Origin of the sequence: Polynucleobacter sp. UK-Kesae-W10 (genome assembly GCF_018881575.1) — a bacterium.
In the GTDB taxonomy this organism is placed as follows: Bacteria; Pseudomonadota; Gammaproteobacteria; order Burkholderiales; family Burkholderiaceae; genus Polynucleobacter.
On record NZ_JACVQB010000001.1, the window covers coordinates 22382 to 48969 of the forward strand.

The 26588-nt window shown below is 47.3% G+C and carries 26 protein-coding genes and 1 other RNA gene; 16 read left to right on the plus strand and 11 right to left on the minus strand.

The window, feature by feature from the left end:
* Window positions 1–46: 46 nt before the first annotated feature.
* Genes glyQ through ICN24_RS00155 form a run of 4 tightly spaced genes read left to right on the plus strand, consistent with a single transcriptional unit; the run spans window position 47 to window position 4404 of the window.
* On the plus strand, window positions 47–931 hold the full coding sequence (gene glyQ, locus ICN24_RS00140) for a glycine--tRNA ligase subunit alpha (RefSeq protein WP_216220553.1): 885 nt from the start codon (window positions 47–49) through the stop codon (window positions 929–931).
* Window positions 932–954: 23 nt separating this feature from the next.
* Window positions 955–3093, plus strand: coding sequence for a glycine--tRNA ligase subunit beta (glyS, locus tag ICN24_RS00145; RefSeq protein WP_216220555.1), 2139 nt, complete (start codon window positions 955–957; stop codon window positions 3091–3093).
* Window positions 3090–3662, plus strand: a complete 573-nt coding sequence (gmhB, locus tag ICN24_RS00150) for a D-glycero-beta-D-manno-heptose 1,7-bisphosphate 7-phosphatase (RefSeq protein WP_216220557.1) — start codon at window positions 3090–3092, stop codon at window positions 3660–3662. Before glyS ends, gmhB begins: the two co-directional genes overlap by 4 nt.
* A gap of 7 nt (window positions 3663–3669) precedes the next feature.
* Window positions 3670–4404, plus strand: a complete 735-nt coding sequence (locus ICN24_RS00155) for a 1-acyl-sn-glycerol-3-phosphate acyltransferase (RefSeq protein WP_216220559.1) — start codon at window positions 3670–3672, stop codon at window positions 4402–4404.
* 9 nt (window positions 4405–4413) lie between these two features.
* On the opposite strand, the gene rsmA is transcribed toward ICN24_RS00155, so the two are convergent.
* The 4 genes from rsmA to ICN24_RS00175 are packed head-to-tail and all read right to left on the minus strand — an operon-like array spanning window position 4414 to window position 10165.
* The gene (gene rsmA, locus ICN24_RS00160) at window positions 4414–5202 is read right to left on the minus strand and encodes a 16S rRNA (adenine(1518)-N(6)/adenine(1519)-N(6))-dimethyltransferase RsmA (protein ID WP_216220560.1); all 789 of its coding nucleotides are present in this window, start codon (window positions 5200–5202) and stop codon (window positions 4414–4416) included.
* A 1-nt stretch (window position 5203) separates the two neighbouring features.
* Complete coding sequence (gene pdxA / locus ICN24_RS00165) at window positions 5204–6208, minus strand: 4-hydroxythreonine-4-phosphate dehydrogenase PdxA (RefSeq protein ID WP_216220562.1); 1005 nt, start codon at window positions 6206–6208, stop codon at window positions 5204–5206.
* Window positions 6183–7643, minus strand: a complete 1461-nt coding sequence (locus ICN24_RS00170) for a peptidylprolyl isomerase (protein WP_255532507.1) — start codon at window positions 7641–7643, stop codon at window positions 6183–6185. Before ICN24_RS00170 ends, pdxA begins: the two co-directional genes overlap by 26 nt.
* Window positions 7640–10165, minus strand: a complete 2526-nt coding sequence (locus tag ICN24_RS00175; RefSeq protein ID WP_216220564.1) for an LPS-assembly protein LptD — start codon at window positions 10163–10165, stop codon at window positions 7640–7642. The genes ICN24_RS00170 and ICN24_RS00175 overlap by 4 nt, the downstream gene beginning before the upstream one ends.
* A 32-nt stretch (window positions 10166–10197) precedes the next feature.
* Between ICN24_RS00175 and ICN24_RS00180 the strand changes: the two genes are divergently transcribed.
* From ICN24_RS00180 to ruvB, 10 genes are all read left to right on the plus strand, one after another.
* A complete protein-coding gene (locus ICN24_RS00180) occupies window positions 10198–11199 on the plus strand; it encodes an aminoglycoside phosphotransferase family protein (protein WP_216220566.1) in 1002 nt (333 codons plus the stop codon).
* A 12-nt stretch (window positions 11200–11211) separates the two neighbouring features.
* A complete protein-coding gene (gene murU / locus ICN24_RS00185; protein ID WP_216220568.1) occupies window positions 11212–11928 on the plus strand; it encodes an N-acetylmuramate alpha-1-phosphate uridylyltransferase MurU in 717 nt (238 codons plus the stop codon).
* Window positions 11921–13288 (plus strand): Xaa-Pro aminopeptidase, encoded by a 1368-nt coding sequence (gene pepP / locus ICN24_RS00190; protein WP_370623082.1) that lies wholly within the window; start codon window positions 11921–11923, stop codon window positions 13286–13288. The genes murU and pepP overlap by 8 nt, the downstream gene beginning before the upstream one ends.
* Window positions 13289–13295: 7 nt before the next feature.
* Window positions 13296–14444: an FAD-dependent monooxygenase gene (locus ICN24_RS00195; RefSeq protein ID WP_216220571.1), complete on the plus strand. Its 1149-nt coding sequence runs from the start codon at window positions 13296–13298 to the stop codon at window positions 14442–14444.
* Window positions 14445–14587: 143 nt separating this feature from the next.
* Complete coding sequence (gene dusB, locus ICN24_RS00200) at window positions 14588–15604, plus strand: tRNA dihydrouridine synthase DusB (RefSeq protein ID WP_216220572.1); 1017 nt, start codon at window positions 14588–14590, stop codon at window positions 15602–15604.
* A gap of 33 nt (window positions 15605–15637) precedes the next feature.
* Window positions 15638–15877, plus strand: coding sequence for a helix-turn-helix domain-containing protein (locus ICN24_RS00205; protein WP_216220574.1), 240 nt, complete (start codon window positions 15638–15640; stop codon window positions 15875–15877).
* A 47-nt stretch (window positions 15878–15924) separates the two neighbouring features.
* The gene (gene purH / locus ICN24_RS00210; protein WP_216220576.1) at window positions 15925–17505 is read left to right on the plus strand and encodes a bifunctional phosphoribosylaminoimidazolecarboxamide formyltransferase/IMP cyclohydrolase; all 1581 of its coding nucleotides are present in this window, start codon (window positions 15925–15927) and stop codon (window positions 17503–17505) included.
* Window positions 17506–17529: 24 nt separating this feature from the next.
* Entirely contained in the window at window positions 17530–18048 is a 519-nt protein-coding gene (gene ruvC, locus ICN24_RS00215) for a crossover junction endodeoxyribonuclease RuvC (protein WP_216220578.1), read from the plus strand.
* Between the two features lie 36 nt (window positions 18049–18084).
* Window positions 18085–18666, plus strand: coding sequence for a Holliday junction branch migration protein RuvA (ruvA, locus tag ICN24_RS00220; RefSeq protein WP_216220579.1), 582 nt, complete (start codon window positions 18085–18087; stop codon window positions 18664–18666).
* Window positions 18667–18693: 27 nt separating this feature from the next.
* Window positions 18694–19764, plus strand: coding sequence for a Holliday junction branch migration DNA helicase RuvB (gene ruvB / locus ICN24_RS00225; RefSeq protein ID WP_216220580.1), 1071 nt, complete (start codon window positions 18694–18696; stop codon window positions 19762–19764).
* On the opposite strand, the gene tyrS is transcribed toward ruvB, so the two are convergent.
* On the minus strand, window positions 19761–20993 hold the full coding sequence (gene tyrS / locus ICN24_RS00230) for a tyrosine--tRNA ligase (protein ID WP_216220581.1): 1233 nt from the start codon (window positions 20991–20993) through the stop codon (window positions 19761–19763). The two genes, ruvB and tyrS, sit on opposite strands and share 4 nt — an antisense overlap.
* A gap of 76 nt (window positions 20994–21069) precedes the next feature.
* Here tyrS and ICN24_RS00235 point away from each other — a divergent pair, with 76 nt between their 5' ends.
* Complete coding sequence (locus ICN24_RS00235; protein ID WP_216220582.1) at window positions 21070–22197, plus strand: anhydro-N-acetylmuramic acid kinase; 1128 nt, start codon at window positions 21070–21072, stop codon at window positions 22195–22197.
* Window positions 22198–22209: 12 nt separating this feature from the next.
* Here the strand turns inward: ICN24_RS00235 and erpA are convergent, their stop codons facing one another.
* The 4 genes from erpA to rplM form a co-directional block, all read right to left on the minus strand.
* A complete protein-coding gene (gene erpA, locus ICN24_RS00240; RefSeq protein ID WP_114639235.1) occupies window positions 22210–22584 on the minus strand; it encodes an iron-sulfur cluster insertion protein ErpA in 375 nt (124 codons plus the stop codon).
* A gap of 92 nt (window positions 22585–22676) precedes the next feature.
* Entirely contained in the window at window positions 22677–23735 is a 1059-nt protein-coding gene (gene argC / locus ICN24_RS00245; protein ID WP_216220583.1) for an N-acetyl-gamma-glutamyl-phosphate reductase, read from the minus strand.
* A gap of 112 nt (window positions 23736–23847) precedes the next feature.
* Complete coding sequence (rpsI, locus tag ICN24_RS00250; RefSeq protein ID WP_071466175.1) at window positions 23848–24249, minus strand: 30S ribosomal protein S9; 402 nt, start codon at window positions 24247–24249, stop codon at window positions 23848–23850.
* A 9-nt stretch (window positions 24250–24258) separates the two neighbouring features.
* Entirely contained in the window at window positions 24259–24687 is a 429-nt protein-coding gene (gene rplM, locus ICN24_RS00255) for a 50S ribosomal protein L13 (RefSeq protein ID WP_068949468.1), read from the minus strand.
* Window positions 24688–25098: 411 nt separating this feature from the next.
* Between rplM and ICN24_RS00260 the strand changes: the two genes are divergently transcribed.
* Entirely contained in the window at window positions 25099–25521 is a 423-nt protein-coding gene (locus ICN24_RS00260) for an OsmC family protein (RefSeq protein WP_216220584.1), read from the plus strand.
* Here ICN24_RS00260 and rnpB read toward each other — a convergent pair.
* Both rnpB and pyrC read right to left on the minus strand, forming a co-directional pair.
* An RNA gene (gene rnpB, locus ICN24_RS00265) (RNase P RNA component class A) lies at window positions 25522–25828 on the minus strand. It abuts the gene before it with no gap.
* Window positions 25829–25876: 48 nt separating this feature from the next.
* Window positions 25877–26588, minus strand: a 712-nt coding sequence (gene pyrC / locus ICN24_RS00270) for a dihydroorotase (protein ID WP_255532508.1), incomplete at its 5' end; no start/stop codon positions are given.

A 26588-nucleotide genomic window follows, 5' to 3' on the forward strand; every position in this document is an offset into this window, starting at 1 on the left:
CAAACCGGGCTAGCCATGTAAAATCAAAGGCTTAGCCAGGTTAATCATGCTTACTTTTCAGCAAATCATTCTCAAACTTCAAGATTATTGGGACCAACAAGGTTGTGCCCTATTGCAACCCATTGACCTCGAGGTAGGTGCAGGCACGTCACACACGGCCACCTTCCTGCGTGCGATTGGACCCGAGCCCTGGAAGGCGGCCTATGTGCAGCCTTCTCGCAGACCAAAAGATGGTCGCTATGGTGAGAACCCAAATCGCTTGCAACACTATTACCAATATCAAGTGGTTCTCAAGCCCGCGCCAGAAAATATTCTGGAGCTCTATTTAGGATCCTTGGCCGCTCTAGGTCTCGATCTGAAAGAAAATGACATTCGCTTTGTGGAAGATGATTGGGAAAACCCAACCCTCGGAGCCTGGGGCCTGGGATGGGAAGTTTGGCTCAATGGCATGGAAGTGACGCAATTTACCTACTTCCAACAAGTGGGCGGCTTAGACTGCAAACCAGTTTTAGGAGAGATCACCTACGGTATTGAGCGCTTGGCAATGTACATTCAAAATTGCTCCAATGTCTATGACTTAGTTTGGGCTGATGGTATTTCGTATGGCGATGTCTATCACCAAAATGAAGTTGAGCAATCTTGTTATAACTTTGAGCACTCCAATACAGACCTTCTCTTTGCAAACTTCACTAACTATGAAAGTGAAGCAAAACGCTTAATGGAAGTACCACTAGCACTGCCTGCTTATGAAATGGTCCTGAAGGCAGCACATACGTTTAACCTCTTAGATGCCCGTGGCGCTATCTCCGTAACAGAGCGTGCAGCCTATATTGGTCGCATCCGCAACCTATCCCGCGCAGTTGCTCAGGCCTACTTTGAATCCCGAGAGAAGTTGGGCTTCCCTATGTGCCAACGCCAAGCTAAAGCCTAAGACCAGAACAGCGCAAGTTAAATATGAGTACAACCAATTCATCTTCTCAATCTGCAAATTTATTGATTGAAGTATTTACAGAAGAGCTTCCACCAAAATCACTGCGTCGCCTGGGTGACGCCTTTAGTGAAGGTATTTTTGCCAGCCTCAAAGCTGCCAAGCTGACGACAGACTCATCCTCCGTCACCAGCTTTGCGACACCACGTCGCCTGGCGGTTCAAGTGAGTAACGTGCTTGCTCAAGCGCCCGACTATCCAGTAAGAGAAAAACTGTTGCCCACCAGCATTGCCTTCGATGCCGGTGGCAATGCAACTCCACCTTTACTGAAAAAATTAGCGGCGCTGGGCTATGCAGACGTCGATTTATCCACCTTAGAAAAAGCAGGTGAAGGTAAGAACGAAGCCCTCTACCTCAATGCCATTGCTAAAGGTGCAGTGCTGGAGTCCACCGCACAAACAGCGCTCGAGCAAACGCTTAATAAGCTACCGATTGCAAAAATGATGCACTACCAAGTGCAGCAGAAAGATGGTCAATTGGCCGACGTTCAATTTGCACGTCCTGCACATCGCATCATCGCATTGCATGGCAATACAGTCCTCAATATCAGCGCCTTGGGAATACATGCTGGCAACCAAACTGAGGGGCATCGCTTCTTAGCCCCTGGAACCCTAGCAGTAAGCGCAGCAGATCAATATGAAAATGTGCTCCAAAACCAAGCCAAGGTTATCCCAAACTTCAACCAGCGCCGCGCACAGATTGAAGCCGCCCTATTAAAAGCCGCTGGTGACGATCTAGTGTTAATGCCAGATAGCTTGCTAGATGAAGTAACTGCTTTAGTGGAATGGCCAGCAATTTATGAATGCCATTTTGATCAAGAGTTCTTAGAGGTGCCTCAAGAATGCTTGATTTTGACCATGCAAACCAATCAAAAATACTTTGCTTTAACTGACAAGCAAGGCAAATTGCGCAATCGCTTCCTGATTGTGTCTAATATTGAAACTGCTACTCCAAACGCCATCATCTCTGGTAATGAGCGAGTGGTACGCCCTCGCCTCTCTGATGCTCGCTTCTTCTTCCAACAAGATCAAAAGCGCACCTTAGTTTCTCGGGTAGCGGACTTAGGTAAAGTGGTTTATCACAACCAACTGGGTAATCAATTAGATCGCACGAAACGTGTTCAGGGTATCGCCACTGCAATTGCTGAAGCGCTCCAAGCCGATACCTCTTTAGCAAGCCATGCTGCAGAGATCGCTAAGACCGACTTACTCACTGATATGGTTGGGGAATTTCCAGAGCTGCAAGGCATCATGGGGCGCTACTACGCCACCCATGATGGGGAACACGCTGAAGTGGCTGCTGCCTGTAGCGAGCACTACATGCCAAGATTTGCTGGCGATGCGCTCCCACAAACCCAAACTGGCACGATCTTGGCAATAGCCGATAAGCTAGAGACACTCGTTGGCATTTGGGGCGTAGGCCTTGCTCCAACGGGCGATAAAGACCCATATGCATTACGCCGCCACGCTCTTGGTATTTGCCGTCTATTGTTAGAAAAAAATCTTTCTTTGAGTCTGCCGGAGCTGATCGAAATTGCTCGTAAACAATTTCCGCAAGCAGATGTTCAAGAAAAGGCCAAAGCTGCCGATATATACGAATTCATCATCGACCGCTTGCGTGCCTATTTGCGAGATCAGTCGGTTGGTGGAAAACCGTTCACAAGTGCTGAGATTGATGCTGTTTTGAGTCAGTCTCCCGCACAAATTAATGATCTCATCGAACGCTTGAGCGCCTTGCGTCAATTCAATGCACTTGAGCAAGCGCCGCAACTGGCTGCAGCGAATAAGCGCATCAGTAATATTCTGAAGAAAACCACAACTACTATCCCAGCAGCTTGCTCAAACAAATTACTCCAAATCCCGGCAGAAATTGCAGTACATCAAGCCTTAGAAGCGGCCGCTCCTGCATTGACCGCCGCTTATGAAAAGCGCCAGTTTGTGGAAGTGTTAAAAGCGCTTGTCACCCTGAGCGGCCCTATAGATCAGTTCTTTGCTGATGTCATGGTGATGGACCCTAATCCGGAGTTACGCGATAACCGCCTAGCTCTCCTGCAACAACTTCACCAGAAAATGAATCTCGTTGCCGATCTCGGCAAATTAGCATGAGCAATAGCTCTTCTAAACTCATTATTCTCGATCGCGATGGTGTGATCAATGAAGATCGCGATGATTATGTGAAGTCTGTAGATGAATGGGTACCTCTACCCGGAAGTCTAGAAGCGATTGCCTTACTCAATCAAGCGGGATATCAGATTGCGATTGCTACCAATCAGTCAGGATTGGCTAGAGGCTACTTCACCATCAATGACTTAGATGCAATGCATAGCAAAATGGAGCAATTGCTCAAACCATTGGGCGGTCATATCGATAGTATTTTTTACTGCCCCCATGTAGATGCGCATGCTTGTGATTGCCGTAAACCAGCTCCCGGCCTCATGAAAGAAATTGCATTGCGCTACCAACGAGCCAATAGCACTCAACCACTCTTGGGCGTACCGATTGTTGGCGATTCATTACGAGATTTACAAGCCGGGATTGCGCTGGGAGCCGCGCCTCATCTGGTTCTCACCGGCAAAGGTCAAAAAACTTTGGCCAAAGGGGATTTGCCAGAGGGCACCCAAATTCATGCTGACCTTCTCGCTTTTGCAACTACACTGCTAAAAAACCAAGCCTAAGGCAATTATGGTCTTCATTCGCTCCACCCTGTTCACGCTATTTTTGCTGATATTCACGCCCATCTGGTCGGTGCTGTGCATGTTGGCATTTCCATTCTTGAGCCCAGAAAATCGCTATCGCTTCATTGGACTATGGAACAAAATCGTGATTTGGTTGTTGTGGCATCTATGTGGCATCCATTATGAAATTCGTGGCATGGAGAATATGCTTGCAGTGCTCAATGAGCCGGTAGTGATCCTCAGCAAACACCAATCAGCCTACGAAACTATTGCTTACATCGCTCTGCTACCTAAACAACTATGTTTTGTATTTAAACGTGAATTGCTTTGGATCCCATTTTTTGGGTGGGCGCTCGCCTTACTCAAAATGATTCACATTAATCGCGCCAATAAACAGACGGCAGCACTATCGGTGGCCAGCCAAGGACGCAAACGTTTAAGTGAGGGCAAGTGGATTCTGCTTTTCCCAGAGGGAACCAGAACCCCCACCGGCTCGAATAAACCTTACCGCAAAGGCGGTGCTCGCCTAGCCAGCGCTACCGGGGCTTTGGTAATACCAATTGCGCACAATGCAGGACGTTGCTGGCCTAAGAATAGCTTTCTAAAAAAGCCAGGTACTGTGATCTTTTCGATTGGCCCAGCCATTAGTTCAACCGGTAAATCTGGTGAAGAATTACAGCAAGAGATAGAGGGTTGGATTGAAACCGAAATGCGCGTAATTGATCCAAGCGCTTACCAGTAGGCAGACGTTCTAAGTCCTCACTGACGGAGATAGGGTCTTCGCCCATTCAATATAGCGCCCTACTGAAATATCCTGCGCTCTAGATTTAAGCTCTTCTTCAGTTAGCTTCAGTCTGTCAGAAAAATTCTGTAGATTAGTACGCAACATTTTTCTTCTTTGAGAAAAAGCAGCTGCCACCACTTGCTCTAGGGCATTCCATTGCGCCAGACTTAAATCAAAATGTTGACGGGGAATCATGCGGACAACCGCAGAGTTCACCTTGGGGGCAGGATCAAAGGCTTCTGGTGGAACTTCTAGAACTAGCTCCATCTCGTAACGCGCCTGTAGCATTACGGAAAGCCTGCTGAAGTCGGAGCTCCCTGCAGGTGCAACCATTCTTTCAACCACTTCCGCCTGCAACATAAAAACTTGCTCATCGATGTGTGCTGCAGCCGAAACGAGATGAAAGAGTAATGGCGAAGAGATGTTGTACGGCAAGTTGCCAACAACCTTGGTAAGACCTGTTTTATCACCGTGATTGATGGCCCATGCATCAAAATCAAATTTCAGGGCATCCCCCTCGATTATGGTCAGCCCCTGAAGGCTCTCTTGATTCCAATAGGCAACTAAATCACGATCAATTTCTAATAGATCTAATTGGTCTAGATTGCTTAACAGGGGTCTTGTTAAGGCGCCAAGGCCGGGACCGATTTCAATCACATGCATTTCTGGACTGGGATTAATCAGTGCAACGATGGAATAAATAATTCCCTGATCTTGTAAAAAATTTTGCCCAAAGCGTTTGCGAGCGCGATGCATATTATGAAATTACCTTCTGGTTTAGCGCTAACTGATAAGCCAAGCGCAAAGCTTCTAGCATGCTGCCTGAGTCAGCCAAACCTTTGCCAGCAATATCCAGCGCTGTACCATGATCCACAGAGGTTCGAATAATGGGTAGACCCAAGGTGACATTGACGCCGCCTCCAAAGGTGACAAACTTGAATGGCGCCAAACCTTGGTCGTGATACATAGCAATAAATGCATCCACAGATCCTAGTGCAGCAGGGTCAAACATCGTATCCCCAGGATAGGGGCCAGTGACATCAATTCCCAGCGATTTGGCAGCCTCAATGGCAGGAGTAATGATACTCACTTCTTCTTGCCCCAAATAACCAGACTCACCAGCATGAGGGTTTAAGCCCGCGATCCGAATAACAGGATGCGCAATGCCAAATTTTTTCTGCAAGTCTTGGGCAACAATTTGAATCGTCTCAAGCACTAGCTCATGGCTGAGCGCAGTTGAAACCGCATTCAATGGCAGATGGGTAGTCACCAAAGCCACTCGCAATTCTCTTAATGCCTGTAGACCTAAGAAGCCTTTGGGTAAATTGGCTGTGAGCATCATCACTACATGATCAACACCACAACGTTGCGCTAAATACTCGGTATGCCCTGTAAAAGGTATGCCCGCTACATTAATAATGCTTTTTTGAACTGGTGCAGTCACCATCGCGTCAAACTGCCCATTGAGACAGCCATCAATTGCTTGGTTGAGAATATTAATTAAATACGGTGCATTTTTTGTATTTAAAACACCGGGCTTGACTACGTCAGCGAGTGGTACAGCTTGAATTTTCAGGCGTCTGGAGTCGCTATGTAGTAAGCGATCAGAATGAAATAGGCCGGGATCACCCAAAAGCGTGACCACTACATTTGGCTGCTCATCTAGAAACGCATTGGCTGCAGCAAGTGAAACCTCAGGCCCAACGCCAGCAGGCTCACCAGTGGTAAGAACTAAATTAACGTGGTGCGCTGCTTGCTGCATCTTCAACGTTCAAGATCTTGACTGTTGCGGTATCGCGCAACTCTCGCATCCAATCTTGGTAAGCCTGCTCAAATTTTCTTTCGCGAATGGCCGCACGCGCATACTCACGTTGCTTTTCTACTGTGAGCTGAGCATCTCGACGTTCGAGCACTTGAATCAAATGCCATCCGAATTCTGTTTTTACAGGATTACTGACTTCACCGATTTGCAAACGGTTCATTGCTAACTCAAACTCTGGGACCAAATCACCAGGCCCCATCCAACCCAAACTGCCGCCATTGGCAGCCGCCCCATCTTCGGAATACTTTTTAGCTAAGTCGCCAAAATCTGCCGTCTTAGCACGAACTTGATCGCGATATCCCTGGAGACGTCGTTCTGCATCTTGATCACTTAAGCCAGGTCTATTTTTCAGCAAAATATGACGTGCCAGAGTTTGAGTGATCATGATATTTTGCGGAGTTGAAGCGGCCGTATCTTGTGGGGCAGCTTGCTGTTGCGGGCTTGAGCCAGCAACTAATGCACGACGATCCAATACTTTTAAGACGTGATAACCAGCTGGACTTTTCACAACCGAGTTAGCAACTTGGCCACCACCAGTATTTCTGACAGCCTCATAAAACAACTGTGGCAATCTGTCTGGAGATCTGTAGCCGAGTTCCTGAAACTTAATTTTGGGATTCTCTTTGCTGGCCATAGCGCCAAGCTGCACAAAGTCAGCATCTCCTTTTGCATCACGCAATAAAGCTTCTGCCTTCTTTTTAGCCTCTGCCTGAGCTCCAACCCCGGCATTGGGGTCCACTGGGATAAAGATCTGCGCCACATCGATTTCTTCTGGCTCGCCTTTTGCTGCAGGAGCAGAGCGAGGCGCTGGTCCACCGCCCATTCCACGATTACGCTCAGCAATGAAGTTATCAATTTCTGCATCAGAAATTTTTATCTTAGCCTCGACCTCGCGCTCACGATAGCGACCAACAATAATGTCTTCACGGAGCATTTCGCGATAACGGTCCATTGTCATCCCTGATGCAATTACCTTTGCCTTAAATTCTGCAACTGATAATTTATTTTTTGCAGCAATATCGCCAATGATCTTGTCTAACTCTTTATTGGTAACTTTAATGCCTTCCTGTTCGGCATTTTGTAACTGAATTTTTTCAATGATGAGGCGCTCTAAAATTGCCTTACGCAAGGTAGATTGCTCTGGGAGTTTAGTACCTTGTTTTTGAAGCGTAACAATGCGATCGTCAATTTCTTTACGGGTAACATAACCAGTATTGACTACCGCCGCTACTCCATCAATATTGCGAATCTTGCTGTCTGTGGTTGAGCTTGTACGCGATGAGTCTTGCGCGCTCACAGAGCCAGCCAGTAAAAATGCCCCAACAATCATGATGGAGTGAACAATCCGTTTCAAGCGATTACAACAAAGCATCATTGATAATTCTCATATATAGAAGGTGGGATAGGCTTCGAAGTAGGCATATATCCAGGAACATTTAACTTCATGATATCAACTGGATTGCTTCCGGCGCTAGCAAAGCCCCTAAATTCGACTTGGAAAAGCACTTGTGTGGTGGTAATCAAGGATGTGTTCACCGCCTGTGAATAGGCGCCGCGGAAGGTCCAGCAGTCTCGAGTCCATTCTAGGCCGACCATCGTATTCAAGGTTTTTACCGTGAGGGCGTCATAACCCCAGCGCCCCAGAACTGACAATTCGCGCGTCACCGGCCATTGCCCAGAAACGTTATATTGATCGGTAGTTGTGGCAGAGGGTGTGAAGGCTTGATTATTCTGAACAGAAGCCTGCACTGGTGGCGACCACACATTGCGGTAGCCAAAGTTCAAACTACGCCCAGGTGTAGGTCTCCAACTTGCACCAACCGTTGTTTGCACAAAGCGATTTAACTGTGTGTTGTATTGACCAAACATGTCTGCACTAAAGTTCCCGAGCAAACGCACCGATGCCGATCCCAAGGTATCCGAGTAAGTAGATGGCGTAGCAATATTGCCGTTCAAGCCAACACGCTGCCCAGTGAATTGCTGCTTTTGTGCCAAGGTGACATTGGCACGCTCTGCCCCGGTGTTCGCCTCCAACATGCGACTCGTTAAACCTACAGTAGCGGCATTGGTATCAGAAACACGGTCATTACCGATGAAGGTGTTTGCAGTAAAAATTTGTGACACACCAAAGCCTGCATCAGCGGTATCAAACACCGGCGTATTGGCTTGACTCTGATATGGAGTAAAGGCGTAAAACGCACGCGGCTCCATAGTTAGCAACATATCGCGACCGTAAAAACCTTTTAACTCAGATGCATCACGCTCAAATGCCAAACCAGAATCTAGACTGAAGGTAGGAATAGTGAAGCCTTGTGCATTTGGTGTGGTGTTGCTAGATGCGTAGGGGGTCGCATTGTAAGTGTTCGACTGAAAGCTCACGGTAGGAGTGATGTAATAGCCTGGCGTAATTTGCGGCAGGGAGATAGCGCCTTTGACTACACTCCGGTCTGCTTGGGTATAAGCACCTGGAGGTGGCGCGCCAAAGTTGCTCCCTAAGGCGTATGCAAAGCGTGTGTAGTCAGCAGAGAAAGTGGTTTTAGGTCCAGAAGGCAGAGCCAAATACTTACCGCTAGCATCTGAAACAACTGGGCTGAGCTGGCTGTTATAAGCGGCAGTAATGTTTGGCAATACGTTATATGGTGCTTGTACTAAATTATTGGGATCAGGCTGCAAAGTTTGAAAGCTTGCTGCTTTCGCTCCTACCATCCAGTTACTTAACTCACCGGTTAACTGTTTCGTAGTACCAACCTCTTGGCGGAACTGACTCGTTACCTGGCCGGCAATACTCTGAGAGAAATCGGTTGGATAAAGACTATCGGAAACTCGCGCCATATTGACATAGCCACTCCATGAGCCCGGCAATGGTGCACCGCCTGGTCCAACCCCGCCTGAAAAAATTTGACGTTGCTGCCAGTCATACTTCCATCGATTGGTACCGGTTTGCTTGTCGTAAGGCAGATACTCACCTGTAGCAACGCCTGAGTACTCTCGCTCCAAGAATCGATACGATGCGCCCAACATAAAGCCGCGGTGATTCATCTCTCGAGGAAGCAACAACAAATCACGATTGGGCGCAATGTTGATGTAATAAGGCTGAGTAATATCTAAACCGTTGTTCGAGTTATAACCGGCAACGGGGGCTAGAAGGCCGGTTCGGCGCTCACCAGAGGTTGGTGCGGTGAAATAAGGTACGTACGCAATAGGCACATGGAAGAAGCGCATGACGCCATTCGTGCCAACCATTTCTTTTTGTTCGTTATCAATTTCTAAACTGCTTACAGTGAAATACCAATCCATATTTTCTGGAGTGCAAGTACTATAAGTGGCTTTATCAAAAACAAAAATATCCGAATTTTCTATTGTGAGTTTTTGAGCGGTGCCGTTTCCACGCGTATCGCGAATCTCATAACTCGGAGTCTCCATGACACCTTCGCGGGCATCGACCTTAAATTGTCCTTTTGGACCCTTAAAAGTAGTGTTACCTTTTGATAGTTCTGCATTACCCAACAAATCAGCAACATCGGTATCTGGGTTATATGTAATTTCATCCGCCTTCAGTACGGCGCCATTCCGACGAATTTGAGCACGTCCTTTTAGATGCATATCGCGCTCCACCACCCCATCAATTGCATCACTTGAAGTAAAAGTTAGCGCCTTGCCATCATCAATTGGCTTGCCAACGCGCAACTGATCATCTAACTTCAAAACGGTTACTGATCCACGATCTGGCAATAAAATAAAATTGCTATTGGACTGTGAAATTGGCGGTAATGGAGCAGGAGCCTGAGCACTTGTCGGCAAGGCAAATTGAAGCAATACAACCCCCATCATGACGCGTAGGGTTATCAGCAAAAAAAGAGGGGCGCGAAGGCCGGCGCGAAGGCGATAATGACTCATGGATCCAGACCGCCTTATTATACGAATCGACCATGACTGACGCTCGCTTAGATACCCTCCGCAACTGGCTAAAAGGCCTCCAGCCTAGCTGGCAATTAGATCTTGATACTTTGGCCCCAGCTTCAGCTGATGCCAGCTTTAGACGGTATTTCCGAATTGAGTCCAAAAACCCGGATTTTGGCACTCTCATCATCATGGATGCCCCTCCTCAACATGAGCCCTTGGATGCCTTCATTCAAGTAGATTTATTACTTTCTGATGCCGGCTTGAATGTGCCAAAAATTTTGGAGCAAGACATTGCTCTCGGCTTTCTATTACTCAATGATTTAGGTAACAAAACCTATCTATCAGAGTTGAATAATGAGACAGCAAACGTCTTATATCAAGATGCCACGCACGCATTAATTCAAATGCAATTAGTAAGCAAGCCAAATGTGTTACCAAACTATGATGAAGCACTACTTCAGCGTGAGTTAGATTTATTTCCAGAGTGGTATTTAAAAAAACATCTATCAATTGAACTGAGCGATACGCAGCAAGCACAACTGAAAAATGCTTTTGCATTAATCATTGAAAATAACTTAACGCAAGCAAGGGTATATGTTCACCGCGACTATCATTCGCGCAACCTCATGGTGACAAGTATCAACAATCCAGGCGTACTGGACTTTCAAGATGCCGTGTATGGCCCTATCACGTACGATGCTTCATCCTTGTGGCGTGATGCTTATATTGCATGGCCAGAAGAAAGGGTGATTGATTGGGTAATTAAATTTTGGGAGCAAGGTCGCAAAGCCGGACTAGCAATGCCAGAAGACTTTGGACAGTTTTATCGCGACTTTGAGTGGATGGGTCTCCAGCGACACCTCAAGGTGCTCGGCATTTTCGCCAGACTCTTTCATCGCGACGGCAAAGATGGTTATCTCAAGGACATCCCTTTGGTTTTGGAATATGCGATTGCAACAGCAAATCGCTATATTGAATTAAAGCCGCTGGCGCGTATTTTAGAATCTACACGCACCAATAAAGCGTGATCACTTCATTCAATGAGTAAGAGCGATCTCCTTCCCTGTTTTTTACTAGCTGCCGGCAGAGGCGAACGTATGCGCCCTCTGACAGATGATTTACCAAAACCACTACTCACCATCAACAATAAATCGCTACTCGCATGGCACTTAGATGCTTTAGCTGGAGCTGGTATTCAGCAAGTTGTCATTAACCATGCGTGGTTGGGAGAAAAAATTGAGGCCGCCTTAGGTGACGGCACCCAATTTGGCTTACACATTCAATACTCACCTGAGGGTGCTGCTCTAGAAACTGCGGGCGGCATTGCGAAGGCGCTACCCTTGCTTAAAGCGGATGATTATTTTTTAGTCATCAATGGCGATGTTTTTACACCTGGTTTGCCAGTTCAAGATCTCTTGGCCAAGGTTGCGCAACTGCGAAGCTCGCCGTACAAAACGCTCGCACACCTGTTAATGGTGCCTAACCCAGTCCAACACCCGGACGGGGATTTCTATCTAAAAGACTCCCAGGTAAGTGCTACAGGGTCTCCAAACACAGAAAAACTCACTTTTTCTGGCATTGGCCTTTATCACAAAGACTTATTTAACACTGTAGAAATCGGCACTCCAGCCAAATTGGCACCCCTTCTGCGCGTAGCAATGGCGCAAAATCAAGTGTCCGGTGAAAAATATACTGGTCCATGGCACGATGTAGGGACTCCGCAACGCTTACAAGAGCTCAATGCAGCATATGAATAACAATGTAATTTATCAGCAACGCAGAAATGCCTTAGCCAAAAAGATTTTTGAAAATACAGGTGGCGGTATTGCCATCATTTCCACTGCGCCTGAACTTGCTCGTAATCGCGATAGCGAATTTCCCTATCGACATGACAGTGATTTTTTCTACCTGACTGGCTTTGAGGAGCCTGGTGCAACTTTAGTAATGCAAGTGACAGCGAGTGGCAATCAATTTCAATTAGCGTCCCATTTATTTTGCAGACCTAAGGACCTCGAACGCGAAATCTGGGACGGCATTCGTCTTGGACCAGAAGCAGCACCAAAAGCACTCGGGATTGAATTTGCACACAGCAATCAAGATTTGGATCAAGAACTCGCCAAATTACTCGCTGATCAACACGCCATGTACATCAGGCTCGCAGAGAGCGCTGAAGCCGACCGACGACTACGTCATTGGATGAAAGAAGTACGCAGCCAGGCACGGAGCGGGGTCAATCCACCCTCTGCGTTTCATGATGTTGAAGCCCTGATTCATGAAATGCGTTTATTTAAAAATGCTCATGAAATTGACATCATGCGTCGCGCAGCAGTCATTTCAGCACGCGCCCATATTCGCGCAATGCAAGCCTGCAAGCCAGGCATGCGTGAATATCAACTCGAAGCAGAATTACTCCATGAGTTCCGCAATAGCGGAGCCCAAAGCGTGGCATACAACAGCATTGTTGCGGGCGGTGCAAATTCTTGCATTCTTCACTATCGCGCGGGCGCCCAAGAATTACGTAGTGGCGAACTCTGCTTAATTGATGCGGGTTGCGAATTAGATGGTTATGCATCTGATATCACTCGCACCTTTCCGGTGAATGGAAAATTTACAGGGCCGCAACGCGCCCTGTATGACATTACCCTGGCAGCACAAGAGGCCGCTATTGCGAAGACCAAACCCGGAAATACCTTCATGGAACCCCACGAGGCGGCAGTAATGGTATTGACGCAAGGCCTCCTCGATGAAAAGATACTCAAACTTTCAGAACTCGGTTCACTGGAAAACGCCATTGAAACCGGCGCCTATCGACGCTTTTATATGCACCGTACCTCACACTGGTTGGGCATGGATGTTCATGATGTGGGCTCTTATCGCGAAACCCTGCAAGAAAAGTCGGAAACAGAAAAACCCTGGCGAATTCTCAAGGCTGGTATGGTGCTCACGATAGAGCCAGGCTTGTATATCAGGCCCGCAGAGGATGTTGATGAAGAATTTTGGAATATTGGCATCCGCATCGAAGATGATGCGGTACTGAATGACTCTGGCTGTGAATTGATCTCACGTGGCGTACCTGTGAAGGCCGATGAAATCGAAGCCTTAATGCAAAGTCGGTGATGAACTCATGAGCACTAAATCCGATATTGTGATTCAGGGTGGTGGCCCAGTTGGCCTTGCCTGCGCTGCCTGGATTTTGCAAAAATTTCCAGCAGCAAATCTCACCTTGCTTGATCGTAATCCAGCAGAGGATGAAAAGTTAACAGCAGCAGATAGCAGAGGAATAGCGCTATCTCATGGCAGCAAAATTTTGTTGGATACGATTGCAGCATGGCCTCATGATTGTGCCGATATTCATCGAGTACATGTTTCACAAGCTGGACGTTTTGGTCGTGCATTAATGACTCGCGAGGAGCTTCACCAAGATGCACTCGGACACATTGTGCGATACCGTGATATTCATCTTGCTTTGCGCCAAGCATTAAGAGCTATTCAACTCAAAAGCCCCAACTTTACTTGGCAACATATCGAAGGCGAAGCCCCTTCACCCGATGCAAAATGTGTTGTGCATGCTGAAGGCGGACTCTTTAAAACCCAGGATTGGGTTGAATCAGGTCGTGACTACGGCCAGTCCGCTTTAGTAGGACTTGTTGAGGTGGAAAATGCTGCGCCCCATCAAGCTTGGGAGCGCTTCACGGCAGAAGGTCCTTTAGCGGTATTACCCAGTCACTATGGCAGCAATATCTTGAATTTAGTGTGGTGCGGCTCACCAGAATCCTCACAACATCGCCTGCAATTAAATGATGAAGATTTTTTAAATGCTTTACAAGCTGAGTTTGGCTCACGTATTGGACGATTCCTCAAAATTCGTGATCGTCGTTTGTATGAGCTTGGCCTGAACTATCGCAAGCAAATCACCAAAGACAATGAAGTATGGATTGGAAATGCTGCACAAACATTGCACCCCGTTGCTGGCCAAGGCCTTAACCTTGGTCTACGTGATGCTTTTCTGTTGGCCGAAAAATTGGTTGCGGTTTATTCTGGATCTGCAGAACATCAATCATCAACAGAATTGCAATCTGCACTAGCAAGCTATGCACAAAGTCGAAAAGCAGATCGAACCACCACCATCGGTTTAACTGACTTTATGGCCCGCGTATTCACCTCTAATTTAGCGCCAGTTGTCCTGGCCCGCGGATTGGCTTTAACAGCCCTCCAGTGGCTTCCACCAGTCAAAACAGCCTTAGCTCGCCAAATGATGTTTGGTAGGCGCTAAGCGGCTTAAAGAGCCTCCAAAAGTCCTAGCTCTGCGCTTTGATCTAAATCAGGCAATCTGCCTAAAAAATAGGCAGATTTAGGCCTAAATGTGCTAAAGTGTCATGCTTTCCCTACGGCATCCAACTCCCCACACCCTGCTAGATGAAGATTGGCTCACACCTCCTCGCAAATAGACTATTTGTAGCCCCAATGGCTGGGGTAACGGATCGCCCATTTAGACAGCTATGCAAAAAATTAGGTGCGGGTTATGCCGTTTCAGAGATGGTGGCCTCAAACGCCCTTCTATGGAAAAGTGAAAAGACTCAACGACGTGCCAATCACGTAGGCGAATTCAAACCCATTGCAGTACAAATTGCAGGCGCCGATCCAGAAATGATGGCGGCAGCTGCAAAAATCAATGTGGATCATGGCGCCCAAATCATCGATATCAATATGGGTTGCCCCGCAAAAAAAGTATGCAATGTTGCAGCTGGCTCTGCCCTATTGCGCAACGAGCCATTAGTGCGAGATATTTTGGAAGCGGTTGTCAATGCAGTAGGCATTGGCCCCGATGCGGTTCCCGTCACTCTAAAAATTCGTACCGGCTGGGATCGAGAACACAAAAATGCCATCGACATTGCACGACTTGCAGAAAGCATTGGCATTTCCATGCTGACTGTTCATGGCCGTACACGCGCAGATCTTTATCACGGCGAAGCAGAATACGAAACCATTACTGCCGTTAAGAACACCGTCAATATTCCGATTGTTGCCAATGGGGACATCAATAATCCAGAAAAGGCGGAGTTCGTTCTCAAGACCACCGGCGCTGATGCCATCATGATTGGGCGTGCCGCACAAGGACGCCCTTGGATCTTTCGCGAGATTGATCACTATTTAGCGACAGGCGAAAAACTGCCTACGCCAGAAATTAATGAGATTCAAGCGATCATGAATGCTCACCTGCTAGATCACTATGAGTTCTATGGTGAACACATCGGCCTGCGGACTGCACGCAAGCATATTGGCTGGTACTGCAAGGGGCTGCGTGATTCTCATGCTTTTCGTCAACGCATGAATACTGCCGATGATTGCAAAACCCAACTGCAAATGGTGAATGATTATTTCGATGAAATGAAATCCCATTCTGACCGTTTGCTCTTTTTAGAAGCAGCGTAATTACTTTTTTAGATTTTAGGATTTGTAGAATTTATGAGCAATAAGCACCCAATTACTGAATGCATTGAAACGCACTTGCAGAGTTACCTCAATGATCTCAAAGGCACACCTCCTACAGATATCTATCAAATGGTATTAGCTGTAGTTGAAAAACCGATGCTAGAACTTGTCATGCAGCATGCTAAACACAACCAGTCATTAGCTGCGCAATATCTAGGCATCAATCGGAATACCTTGCATAAAAAATTAGTTGAACATCAACTGCTCAAATAATTCACCTCTATTTAAAACCCTATCTATCCATTTGACCTACTGAACTTATGATCCGTACAGCCCTACTCTCCGTCTCCGATAAAAATGGCATCGTGCCTTTTGCTAAAGCCTTGCATGAACAAGGAATCAAACTGATCTCCACTGGAGGCACGGCAAAATTATTGGCCGAGAACAATCTTCCAGTTGTTGAGGTCTCTTCTTTAACCAAGTTCCCGGAAATGCTAGATGGCCGCGTGAAAACTCTCCATCCCATGGTGCATGGTGGCTTGCTGGCACGCCGCGATTTTCCTGAGCATATGGCGGCATTAAAAGAGCATGGCATCAACACCATCGATATGTTGGTGATTAACCTTTACCCATTCAATGAAACTGTAGCGAAGGAGAGTTGCTCTTTTGAAGACGCAGTTGAGAATATTGATATTGGTGGCCCAGCCATGCTTCGAGCAGCCGCCAAAAATCATCAAGATGTGACCGTATTGATTTCGCCTGAAGATTACGCGCCTGTCTTGGCCGAGATGAAGGCTAATGGAAATACTGTTTCATATAAAACCAATTTAGGTTTGGCAAAGAAAGTGTTTGCTCATACCGCACAATACGACGGCGCAATTGCTAACTACCTTTCTGCCCTGGGTGATGATCTAGATCATCAGAAACGCTCCGCCTATCCAGAAACCTTGCACCTTGCCTTTGAAAAAGTCCAAGAGATGCGTTACGGTGAGAACCCACACCAATCAGCAGCCTTCTATAAAGACATTTACCCTGTTGAAGGTGCGCTTGCCAATTACAAGCAATTACAAGGCAAAGAACTCTCATACAACAATATTGCTGATGCAGACTCCGCTTGGGAGTGCGTAAAAAGCTTTACTGGCAACGCTGGTGGAGCTGCTGCTTGCGTCATCATTAAGCATGCCAACCCTTGTGGCGTTGCAGTTGGTGCCTCAGCATTAGAGGCCTACCAAAAAGCATTCAAAACGGACCCAAGCTCTGCCTTTGGCGGCATTATTGCCTTTAACGTCCCCTGTGATGGCGCAGCCGCTGAAGCCATCTCCAAGCAGTTTGTTGAAGTATTGATTGCACCAAGCTTCAGCGCTGAAGCAAAAGCTATCTTTGCAGCCAAACAAAATGTGCGCCTCCTAGAAATTCCATTAGGTACTGCGTTTAATACCTTTGACTTCAAACGGGTTGGCGGTGGTTTGTTGGTGCAGTCCCCTGATGCAAAAAATGTTTTACAAAACGAGATGCGCGTTGTCAGCAAGCGTCAACCAACTCCTAGCGAGATGAATGACATGATGTTTGCATGGCGGGTAGCGAAGTTTGTTAAATCCAATGCGATCGTGTATTGCGCCAATGGCATGACTTTAGGAATTGGCGCCGGCCAAATGAGTCGTGTGGACTCTGCACGCATGGCCAGCATCAAAGCTGAAAATGCTGGCTTAAGCTTAAAAGGCTCCGCAGTGGCTAGTGATGCATTTTTCCCATTCCGCGATGGTCTAGATGTTGTCGTCAACGGTGGTGCAAGCTGCGCCATTCAGCCAGGCGGCAGTATGCGTGATGACGAAATCATCGCAGCCGCAGATGAGCATGGCATTGCGATGATTTTTACAGGCACACGCCATTTCCGTCATTAAGCAACAAGGTAAGCCTTAATACTCATGCGCTGGATTGGAATCGACCCGGGCTTACGTACTACTGGTTTTGGCATCATTGATGTCGATGGCCAAAAATTGAGCTACGTAGCCTCCGGGACTATCGAAAGCGGTGATCCAGCCCAAGGCCTACCCATTCGTCTGGGTACGCTTTATGCGGGCATTCAAGAGGTAATCGAAACATACCATCCTGAATCTGCTGCCATTGAGGAAGTATTTCTTAACGTCAATCCACGCTCCACGCTCATGCTTGGTCAAGCTAGGGGTGCAGTGATTGCCGCCCTGGTTGCGGCAAAACTTCCGGTTGCAGAATACAGCGCCTTACGCGTAAAACAAGCTATCGTCGGGACCGGACGAGCAGCCAAACCTCAAGTACAAGAGATGGTTAAACGCTTATTACGCCTAAGCCGTGCTCCTGGTACAGATGCATCCGACGCATTAGGCGTAGCAATTTGTGCCGCTCACCACGCCCAACTACCAAAAGCCCTCAGTACTGCCATCGCTCCTAAAAAGCGTCAGAAGTAAAAAAATAAATTGTTCATTACAGGTTAAGATCTTCATATGATTGGTCGCATACAAGGCATTCTCGTTTCGGTTCACCCACCCCGCCTCTTGGTTGATTGCCAAGGTATTGGTTATGAGGTCGATGTTCCAATGAGCACCCTGTATCAACTACCTCAAACTGGTCAAAAAGTTACCTTGCTCACTCACTTTCAAGTACGAGAAGATGCGCAGCAACTTTTTGGCTTTGCTACCGAGACTGAGCGAGAGGCATTTAGACAGCTCATCAAGATTAGCGGTGTCGGCTCAAGAACGGCATTAGCAGTTCTATCTGGTATGAGCGTCAATGAGTTGGCCCAAGCCATCGCCCTTCAAGAGGCAGGTCGTCTGACACAAGTACCTGGGATCGGTAAAAAAACAGCTGAGCGCCTCTGTCTAGAGCTCAAAGGCAAGCTAGCCCCAGATCTTGGAATAGCGGGCGCAACACCTCAAGCGATTGAAGCGAATAGCGAAGTACTCCAGGCCCTTTTAGCCTTGGGTTATTCAGAAAAAGAAGCGCTCTTGGCGTTAAAGCAAATTCCACCAGACACTTCAGTTTCCGACGGTATTCGCCTAGGCCTTAAATATCTATCTAAGGCTTAATTCGTTAAACACCACTACACTTGTAGCATGGCAATTCATACAGACGACCTCAGCTCTATCCCCGAAGATTTACCGGAAGGTAACGACCGCATTGTGAGCGGGGCGGCGGGTAACTCTGAAGCTGTATTTGAGAGAGCTCTGCGTCCAAAACAACTCGATGAGTATGTTGGTCAAACTAAAGCGCGGGCGCAATTAGAAATCTTTATTAGCGCCACCAGAGCAAGGCAAGAAGCCTTGGATCACGTCCTACTATTTGGCCCACCTGGTCTTGGTAAGACGACTCTTGCGCACATCATCGCACGAGAGTTGGGCGTGAATTTACGCCAAACTAGTGGCCCTGTTTTGGATCGGCCTGGTGACTTAGCAGCACTGCTCACGAATTTAGAAGCGAATGATGTGCTCTTTATTGATGAGATTCATCGCCTCTCGCCAGTAGTTGAAGAGATTCTGTATCCAGCCCTAGAGGATTACAGTCTTGACATCATGATTGGTGAGGGTCCTGCAGCACGCAGTGTCAAAATTGACCTCAAGCCATTTACCTTGATAGGTGCCACTACTCGTGCCGGCATGCTCACCAACCCATTGCGAGATCGCTTTGGTATTGTGGCCAGACTAGAGTTCTACACCACTGAAGAGCTCACCAAAATCATCGAGCGTTCCGCAAGCCTTCTCAAGGCTGACATCGATCCCGAGGGATCAGTAGAAATTGCTAAGCGTGCTCGCGGAACACCGCGGATCGCTAATCGTTTGCTACGGCGCGTGCGTGACTATGCCGAAGTTAAAGGGACTGGTACGATTACCAAAGCCATGGCTGATGCCGCATTGAAAATGCTCGATGTTGACCCCAGTGGCTTTGATGTGATGGACAGAAAATTACTAGAAGCCATCTTGCATAAATTTGATGGTGGTCCAGTAGGTATCGATAACTTAGCAGCCGCAATTGGCGAAGAACGCGACACCATTGAAGATGTTCTTGAGCCTTATCTCATCCAACAAGGCTATTTACAAAGAACGTCTCGTGGCCGTGTCGCTACACGTCAAGCATACGAGCACTTTGGCCTAACGCCACCCAGTGGCAGCACTAGCTTAGATATTTAAGCGAGCGTTACTTTCGCAAACTTTCGTTTGCCTACCTGCACTACATAGGTTCCCGCTTCAATCTTTGCTTGTTTATCGCTAATGGTTGTGCCATCAATCTTGACGCCATTTTGCTCAACGTTGCGCATCGCTTCTGAGGTCGATGGAGCCAAGCCAGCAGCCTTGAGAAGAGCCGCAATGCCCATAGGGGCTCCAGAGAGATTTACTTCGGGGATGTCATCAGGCACGCCACCTTTAGCGCGGTGATTAAAGTCTTCTAAAGCTTTTTCAGCGGCAGCTTGTGAATGAAAACGTGCAACGATTTCTTGCGCAAGAAGCACTTTGCAGTCTTTTGGATTTCGTCCAGCAGCAACTTCTTGTTTCATCAAGTCAATTTCAGACATTGGACGGAATGACAGCAATGTGAAATAGTCCCACATCAAATCATCTGAGATGCTCAAGAGCTTACCGAACATATCACCCGCAGGCTCACTGATGCCAATGTAATTTCCCTTGGACTTACTCATCTTTTCAACACCGTCCAGGCCTACTAGTAAGGGCATGGTCAAAATACATTGTGGCTCTTGGCCGTATTCACGCTGAAGCTCGCGCCCAACCAAGAGATTAAATTTTTGATCGGTGCCACCAAGCTCTAAATCGCTCTTCAGTGCAACGGAGTCGTAACCCTGCATTAATGGATATAAAAACTCATGGATAGAAATGGGAACACCATTGCGATAGCGTTTCGTAAAGTCATCGCGCTCAAGCATACGGGCCACAGTATGCTTGGCGGCCAATTGAATCATGCCGCGTGCACCCAGAGGATCACACCACTCACTGTTGTAACGCACTTCAGTTTTCGAAGGATCGAGAACCATGCTCGCTTGACGATAGTAAGTCTCAGCATTCACGGCAATTTCTTCGGCAGTTAATGGTGGACGCGTCGCGTTACGGCCTGATGGATCACCAATCATGCTCGTAAAGTCGCCAATCAAGAAAATGACGGTATGGCCTAAATCCTGAAGCTGGCGCAATTTATTCAGAACCACGGTATGGCCTAAATGGATGTCTGGCGCTGTCGGGTCTAAACCCAATTTAATGCGAAGTGGTGTCTTGGTAGCCTGGCTACGAGCCAATTTCTGGACCCAGTCAGCCTCAACCAATAGCTCATCGCAGCCCCGCTTAGTGACTTCAAGGGCCGCAAAGACTTCGGGGGTCAAAGGATATTTTGGTTCTGGTTTAGCCGTCATGCTGATTCGGATAACTGTTTCAGTTAAATTAGTATTTAAATTGCTAAAGCATAATTGTCGCATCACTGAGAACCGCATGAACAAACCGCACTCCCTCTATATTGGCCTGATGTCTGGCACCAGCCTAGATGGGATTGATGCCGTTTTGGCAAAGATTGGGCCCAATGGGGAGGCAAGCACGCTAGATGCCGTTAGTACCCCATTTAGCCCTGAATTACGCAAAGCCCTTTTTGAGCTACAAAGCCCCGGACCCAATGAGCTTCATCGAGAAAAACAGGCTGGAAATGCCTTGGCTTTGGCCTATGCAGATGCCATACACCAATTATTGAAGCAGGCCCATTTAAAGCCAGTGGATATTACTGCCATTGGAGCCCATGGGCAGACCATTCGCCATCAGCCCCACTTGGGTGACTTGGCTTATACACACCAGACCCTGAACCCAGCACTGCTCGCAGAAAAAACGGGGATTGATGTCATTGCTGATTTTAGAAGTCGTGATCTTGCTGCAGGTGGTCACGGCGCACCACTAGTTCCCGCTTTTCATGCACAACAATTTATATCCCCAAAACACAGTGCCGTGCTCAATATTGGTGGCATTGCTAATCTCACTCTGCTTCCAAAAAATGGCGAAGTGACTGGTTTTGATTGTGGCCCCGGCAATATGTTGATGGATGCTTGGATACAAGAACATCAAGGCAATGATTTCGATCAGAATGGTAACTGGGCACTACAAGGCAAAGTGAATGAAGCTTTACTCAATACTCTGCTAGCAGATTCTTATTTTGCAAAAGCGCCACCCAAAAGTACTGGACGAGATGATTTTCATCTTCAGTGGCTACAAGAAAAAATGGGCTCTGAAAATTATGAAGTCGAGGATGTGCAAGCTACATTACTCCATCTCACGGCCCATTCTGCTCTTGAGGCTTTAGCGCATCATGCCCCGCAAACCCAGGTGCTGATTGTCTGTGGAGGCGGCGCACGCAATACCGCCTTAATGAATTTACTCAAAGCAAAAGCACCCTCTTTTTTTGAAGAGTCGCTAGAAATTACCACTAGTGATTTAGCGGGTGTAGACCCCCAGCAGGTTGAAGGTCTTGCCTTTGCATGGCTTGCATGGGCCCATAAAGAAAAACGGCCAGCAAATTTGCCAGCCGTTACGGGAGCGAAAGGGCCTAGAATTCTAGGCGCTTACTACCCAGCGTAGTTTGCAACTCTCTTAAGCAGAGAAAGAAGATCCGCAACCACAGGTTGTTGTCGCATTTGGATTCTTGATCACAAATTGTGAACCATTGATGTCTTCTTTGTAATCGATCTCAGCGCCAACCAAATATTGGAAGCTCATTGAATCCACCAACAAAGTAACGCCATTCTTTTCAAAGAGGGTGTCATCTTCATTGACCGCATCATCAAATGTGAAGCCATACTGAAATCCGGAGCAACCACCACCTTGAACAAATACGCGTAACTTTAATTCTGGGTTACCTTCTTCAGCAATCAAGTCAGCCACTTTTGCAGCAGCAGCGTCAGTGAACACCAATGGGGTTGGTGGCTCAGCTAAATCTTGTGCAGTTTGTGTAGCTAATTCAGTCATGATTTACTCCTAATTCAAAAGGCAATATCTTATTTTAGGCTTTTAATGGCCAGCTTGCTGGAGGGGTATTTATCACCCAACACCCCACCCCTTTATGGGGATACAGCGATTTGGGTCAAGCCAGTAGTTTCTGGCAAGCCAAACATCAAATTCATGCACTGCACACCTTGGCCTGAAGCGCCTTTGACCAAATTGTCCTCAACCACCAAAACAACTAAAGTATCCCCGCCACCAGGACGATGAATTGCAATCCGGATGCCATTGCTACCGCGTACTGAGCGGGTTTCTGGATGGCTTCCAGCTGGCATTACATCAACAAAGGGCTCGCCCTGATAAAAATTCTCATACAACTTTTGGTAATCAACGTCCTTGCCGGCTTCAGTTAAGCGCACATAAAGAGTCGAGTGAATACCCCGAATCATTGGTGTTAAATGCGGCACAAATGTCAGGCCAATCTGATCGTGGCCGGCAATCGCCTTTAAACCCTGAACAATTTCAGGAAGATGACGATGGCCCTTGACTCCATAAGCCTTAAAGTTATCGCTAGATTCAGATAGCAAAGTACCTATCTCCGCCTTGCGACCAGCACCAGAAGTGCCAGACTTAGAATCGGAAATGATGTGATTTCCATCAATCAATTGTTTGCCACCAGTCGATTTCGGGGAAAGTAGCGGCGCCAGTCCAAGCTGTACTGAAGTTGGATAGCAGCCCGCCAAACCGACTACGCGGGCTTTCTTAATTGCCTCACGATTAATTTCCGCCAAACCATAAACCGCTTCAGCCAAAATTTCGGGGCAGCTATGCTCCATGCCATACCACTGGGCAAATTCTTTTACGTTTTTCAGTCGGAAGTCTGCTGCTAAATCCAAAATCTTGACATTATTAGCGAGTAATTCTTTTGCTTGTGCCATAGCAACGCCATGCGGTGTTGCAAAGAACACCACATCGCATTCATTAAGCTTCGCCTCATCTGGGGTCGTAAATTTCAGAGCAACGCGGCCACGTAAAGATGGGAACATCTCTGCTACTGGCATACCAGCTTCTGTACGCGAAGTAATTGCAGTGAGCTCTACCTCAGGATGCTGTGCCAATAAGCGCAGCAGCTCCACTCCGGTATATCCAGTGCCGCCTACGATGCCAACTTTAATCATGCCATTCTCCAAAATACCGACTGATGAATTGTATTTCTTTAATACTTAGATTGTAGAAACAAAAAGGGCCGCTTGCGCGACCCTTTCGATAAAACTTGAGCGACTGAAAGAATTAGCGCTTGCTGAACTGCTTACGACGACGTGCGCCATGCAGACCAACTTTTTTACGCTCAACTTCACGAGCATCGCGAGTAACCAAGCCTGCTTTAGACAGAGTTGGCTTCAAAGCGTTGTCGTAGTCGATCAATGCACGTGTTACACCGTGACGAACTGCACCAGCTTGGCCAGTTTCACCGCCACCAGAAACGTTCACTTTGATATCAAAGGTCGTTAAGTGGGCTGTGAGAGCCAAAGGCTGACGAGCGATCATGCGGGATGTTTCGCGAGCAAAATAAGCATCGATAGGCTTACCGTTAACGATAATTTCGCCTTTGCCTGATTTAATAAAGACGCGCGCAACAGAACTCTTGCGGCGACCTGTACCGTAATTCCAATTTCCGTAATTAATAGCCATTTGGTTTCCTTAAATCTCTAACGCTTTAGGCTGTTGAGCCGTATGCGGATGATTAGCGTCGCCATAGACTTTCAATTTCTTGATCATGGCATAGCCTAATGGGCCTTTTGGCAACATACCCTTCACAGCCTTCTCCAAAGCACGACCTGGGAAACGATCTTGCATCTTGTCGAAGTTAGTCGAGCTAATACCACCTGGGTATCCGCTGTGACGGTAATAAATCTTGTTTAAGCCTTTGGTGCCTGTGACACGCAGCTTAGATGAATTGATCACGACGATAAAGTCGCCAGTGTCAACGTGTGGTGTGAATTCAGGCTTGTGCTTGCCGCGTAGACGGTGTGCCACTTCACTGGCGACACGACCGAGGACTTTGTCCGTAGCGTCAATCACGAACCATTCACGCTTTACCTCATGGGATTTTGCGGAAAAAGTTTTCATGATTTCTCAAATTGTTATAGTCAAAATAAAAATTACTCCAATTACACCGCGTCCACCTTGGCCCTGCTTATGTTTGCAAGCTCGCAGATTCTGCAATCTAATCGGTACAACAATTACCGCTGACTAGTTCGGTAATTCAGTAAAGCCTTGAATTATAACCCAAAAAAAACCCAGGAACGAGTCCTGGGTTGGAATCCACCTATGTTTGGGTGGAGGAGACACTGGGAGGTAAGTCGCAGTCTTATACAAGACTGACTACCAATATGGTTATTCTACACAGAGAACATACTGCGACGCAAGAATATTGACCAAAATCAAGTTTTTTATGTTGCTATGCAACAACTAGAGATGCAGAGAAATTGGTAAACTATTGATAATATTGATAAATTTTGTAAGTTAGGGATCACTAATATGGAATGTCGAGTATCTTGGTTGGGTAATGGCGGAATGGCTTTTTCTGCAGAAACTGGCAGCGGACACCTGGTGAACATGGATGGAGCCCCTGAAGCAGGTGGCAGAAACCTAGCCCCAAGGCCAATGGAACTACTCTTGGCTGGAGCCGGAGGCTGCGCTGCATTTGATGTGGTTTTAATCCTACAAAGAGCCCGCCAGGAGATTAGCGGCTGCGATGTGACCCTTCAGGCCGAACGTGCAAGCGAAGATCCAAAAGTCTTCACAAAAATTAATCTGCACTTCACAGTCAAGGGCAAGAATCTTGATCAAGCCAAAGTCGATCGTGCTGTCAAACTATCCCATGACAAATATTGTTCAGCTACGAGCATGCTCGCCAAAACCGCTGAACTGACTTACAGCATTGAAGTCATCTCGGAATAAGTGCAGAGTCAATCGATAAGCCGGATTCTGTCGCCTAGATTTGCATCTAGGGGCAATCATTCCTCTAGGCCGGCAGTTACCTGACGGCTCAAGCTCCCTACCCGCAGACTCAGCGGGACGCCTCATCGTCTGCATACTTGGGATTGCTCCAGGTGGAGGTTACCGCGTTTCACCGTAACTAAATACGCTCGTCTCTGTGGCCCTATTCCTCACGTCACCGTGGATGGCCGTTAGCCATCACCCTACCCTTTGGAGTCCGGACTTTCCTCCCCCTCAATAAAGAGGCGGCGATTGCCTAATTGACTCTGCGCCTGCAGTCTAACGCAGTCGAGGGAGTTTGGCTAAAGATTGTGGATTAAACCAAAGACCAAGCGATAGTTTCGCCGGCACGCAATGGCACGATGGTGGCATCACCCAAAGGTAGCTCTTGAGGAATGCTTTGCGCTTGCTTGATCAAGGTAATTTGTTTGGTATTACGCGGCAATTCATAAAAATCAGGGCCAAAAAAACTAGCAAACCCTTCTAGCCGATCTAGCTTACCAACACTTTCAAATGCTTCGGCATACAAACCCAAGGCGTTGAAAGCGCTATAACAACCTGCGCAGCCACAAGCAGCTTCTTTAGCGCCCTTAGCATGCGGGGCACTATCCGTTCCCAAGAAGAAACGAGAATTACCGCTAGTAGCCGCTTCTAATAAAGCGATGCGATGCTCTTCACGCTTCAGAACGGGTAGGCAATAGTTGTGTGGACGAATACCGCCCGCAAAAATCGCATTCCGGTTCATCAGCAAATGTTGGGGAGTGATCGTAGCTGCAATCGTATTTTTTCCACTAGTGGAGGAATCACGCACATAGTGAGCCGCTTGCTTAGTAGTGATGTGCTCAAACACAATCTTGAGCGCAGGAAATTGTTTACGTAAAGGCTCTAAGACATTGTCGATGAAGACTGCTTCACGATCAAAGATATCAATATCAGCACTAGTGACCTCACCATGCACTAAGAGCGGCATTCCTACAGCCTGCATAGCCTCTAATGCAGCACTGCAATGTTGAAGATCACTCACCCCG

Excerpts from the sequence above, each read along its gene's own strand:
- glyQ (WP_216220553.1), top strand. The coding sequence starts at position 47 with ATGCTTACTTTTCAGCAAATCATTCTCAAACTTCAAGATTATTGGGAC.
- glyS (WP_216220555.1), top strand. The coding sequence starts at position 955 with ATGAGTACAACCAATTCATCTTCTCAATCTGCAAATTTATTGATTGAA.
- gmhB (WP_216220557.1), top strand. The coding sequence starts at position 3,090 with ATGAGCAATAGCTCTTCTAAACTCATTATTCTCGATCGCGATGGTGTG.
- ICN24_RS00155 (WP_216220559.1), top strand. The coding sequence starts at position 3,670 with ATGGTCTTCATTCGCTCCACCCTGTTCACGCTATTTTTGCTGATATTC.
- rsmA (WP_216220560.1), bottom strand. The coding sequence starts at position 5,202 with ATGCATCGCGCTCGCAAACGCTTTGGGCAAAATTTTTTACAAGATCAG.
- pdxA (WP_216220562.1), bottom strand. The coding sequence starts at position 6,208 with ATGCAGCAAGCAGCGCACCACGTTAATTTAGTTCTTACCACTGGTGAG.
- ICN24_RS00170 (WP_255532507.1), bottom strand. The coding sequence starts at position 7,643 with ATGATGCTTTGTTGTAATCGCTTGAAACGGATTGTTCACTCCATCATG.
- ICN24_RS00175 (WP_216220564.1), bottom strand. The coding sequence starts at position 10,165 with ATGAGTCATTATCGCCTTCGCGCCGGCCTTCGCGCCCCTCTTTTTTTG.
- ICN24_RS00180 (WP_216220566.1), top strand. The coding sequence starts at position 10,198 with ATGACTGACGCTCGCTTAGATACCCTCCGCAACTGGCTAAAAGGCCTC.
- murU (WP_216220568.1), top strand. The coding sequence starts at position 11,212 with ATGAGTAAGAGCGATCTCCTTCCCTGTTTTTTACTAGCTGCCGGCAGA.
- pepP (WP_370623082.1), top strand. The coding sequence starts at position 11,921 with ATGAATAACAATGTAATTTATCAGCAACGCAGAAATGCCTTAGCCAAA.
- ICN24_RS00195 (WP_216220571.1), top strand. The coding sequence starts at position 13,296 with ATGAGCACTAAATCCGATATTGTGATTCAGGGTGGTGGCCCAGTTGGC.
- dusB (WP_216220572.1), top strand. The coding sequence starts at position 14,588 with ATGAAGATTGGCTCACACCTCCTCGCAAATAGACTATTTGTAGCCCCA.
- ICN24_RS00205 (WP_216220574.1), top strand. The coding sequence starts at position 15,638 with ATGAGCAATAAGCACCCAATTACTGAATGCATTGAAACGCACTTGCAG.
- purH (WP_216220576.1), top strand. The coding sequence starts at position 15,925 with ATGATCCGTACAGCCCTACTCTCCGTCTCCGATAAAAATGGCATCGTG.
- ruvC (WP_216220578.1), top strand. The coding sequence starts at position 17,530 with ATGCGCTGGATTGGAATCGACCCGGGCTTACGTACTACTGGTTTTGGC.
- ruvA (WP_216220579.1), top strand. The coding sequence starts at position 18,085 with ATGATTGGTCGCATACAAGGCATTCTCGTTTCGGTTCACCCACCCCGC.
- ruvB (WP_216220580.1), top strand. The coding sequence starts at position 18,694 with ATGGCAATTCATACAGACGACCTCAGCTCTATCCCCGAAGATTTACCG.
- tyrS (WP_216220581.1), bottom strand. The coding sequence starts at position 20,993 with ATGACGGCTAAACCAGAACCAAAATATCCTTTGACCCCCGAAGTCTTT.
- ICN24_RS00235 (WP_216220582.1), top strand. The coding sequence starts at position 21,070 with ATGAACAAACCGCACTCCCTCTATATTGGCCTGATGTCTGGCACCAGC.
- erpA (WP_114639235.1), bottom strand. The coding sequence starts at position 22,584 with ATGACTGAATTAGCTACACAAACTGCACAAGATTTAGCTGAGCCACCA.
- argC (WP_216220583.1), bottom strand. The coding sequence starts at position 23,735 with ATGATTAAAGTTGGCATCGTAGGCGGCACTGGATATACCGGAGTGGAG.
- rpsI (WP_071466175.1), bottom strand. The coding sequence starts at position 24,249 with ATGGCTATTAATTACGGAAATTGGAATTACGGTACAGGTCGCCGCAAG.
- rplM (WP_068949468.1), bottom strand. The coding sequence starts at position 24,687 with ATGAAAACTTTTTCCGCAAAATCCCATGAGGTAAAGCGTGAATGGTTC.
- ICN24_RS00260 (WP_216220584.1), top strand. The coding sequence starts at position 25,099 with ATGGAATGTCGAGTATCTTGGTTGGGTAATGGCGGAATGGCTTTTTCT.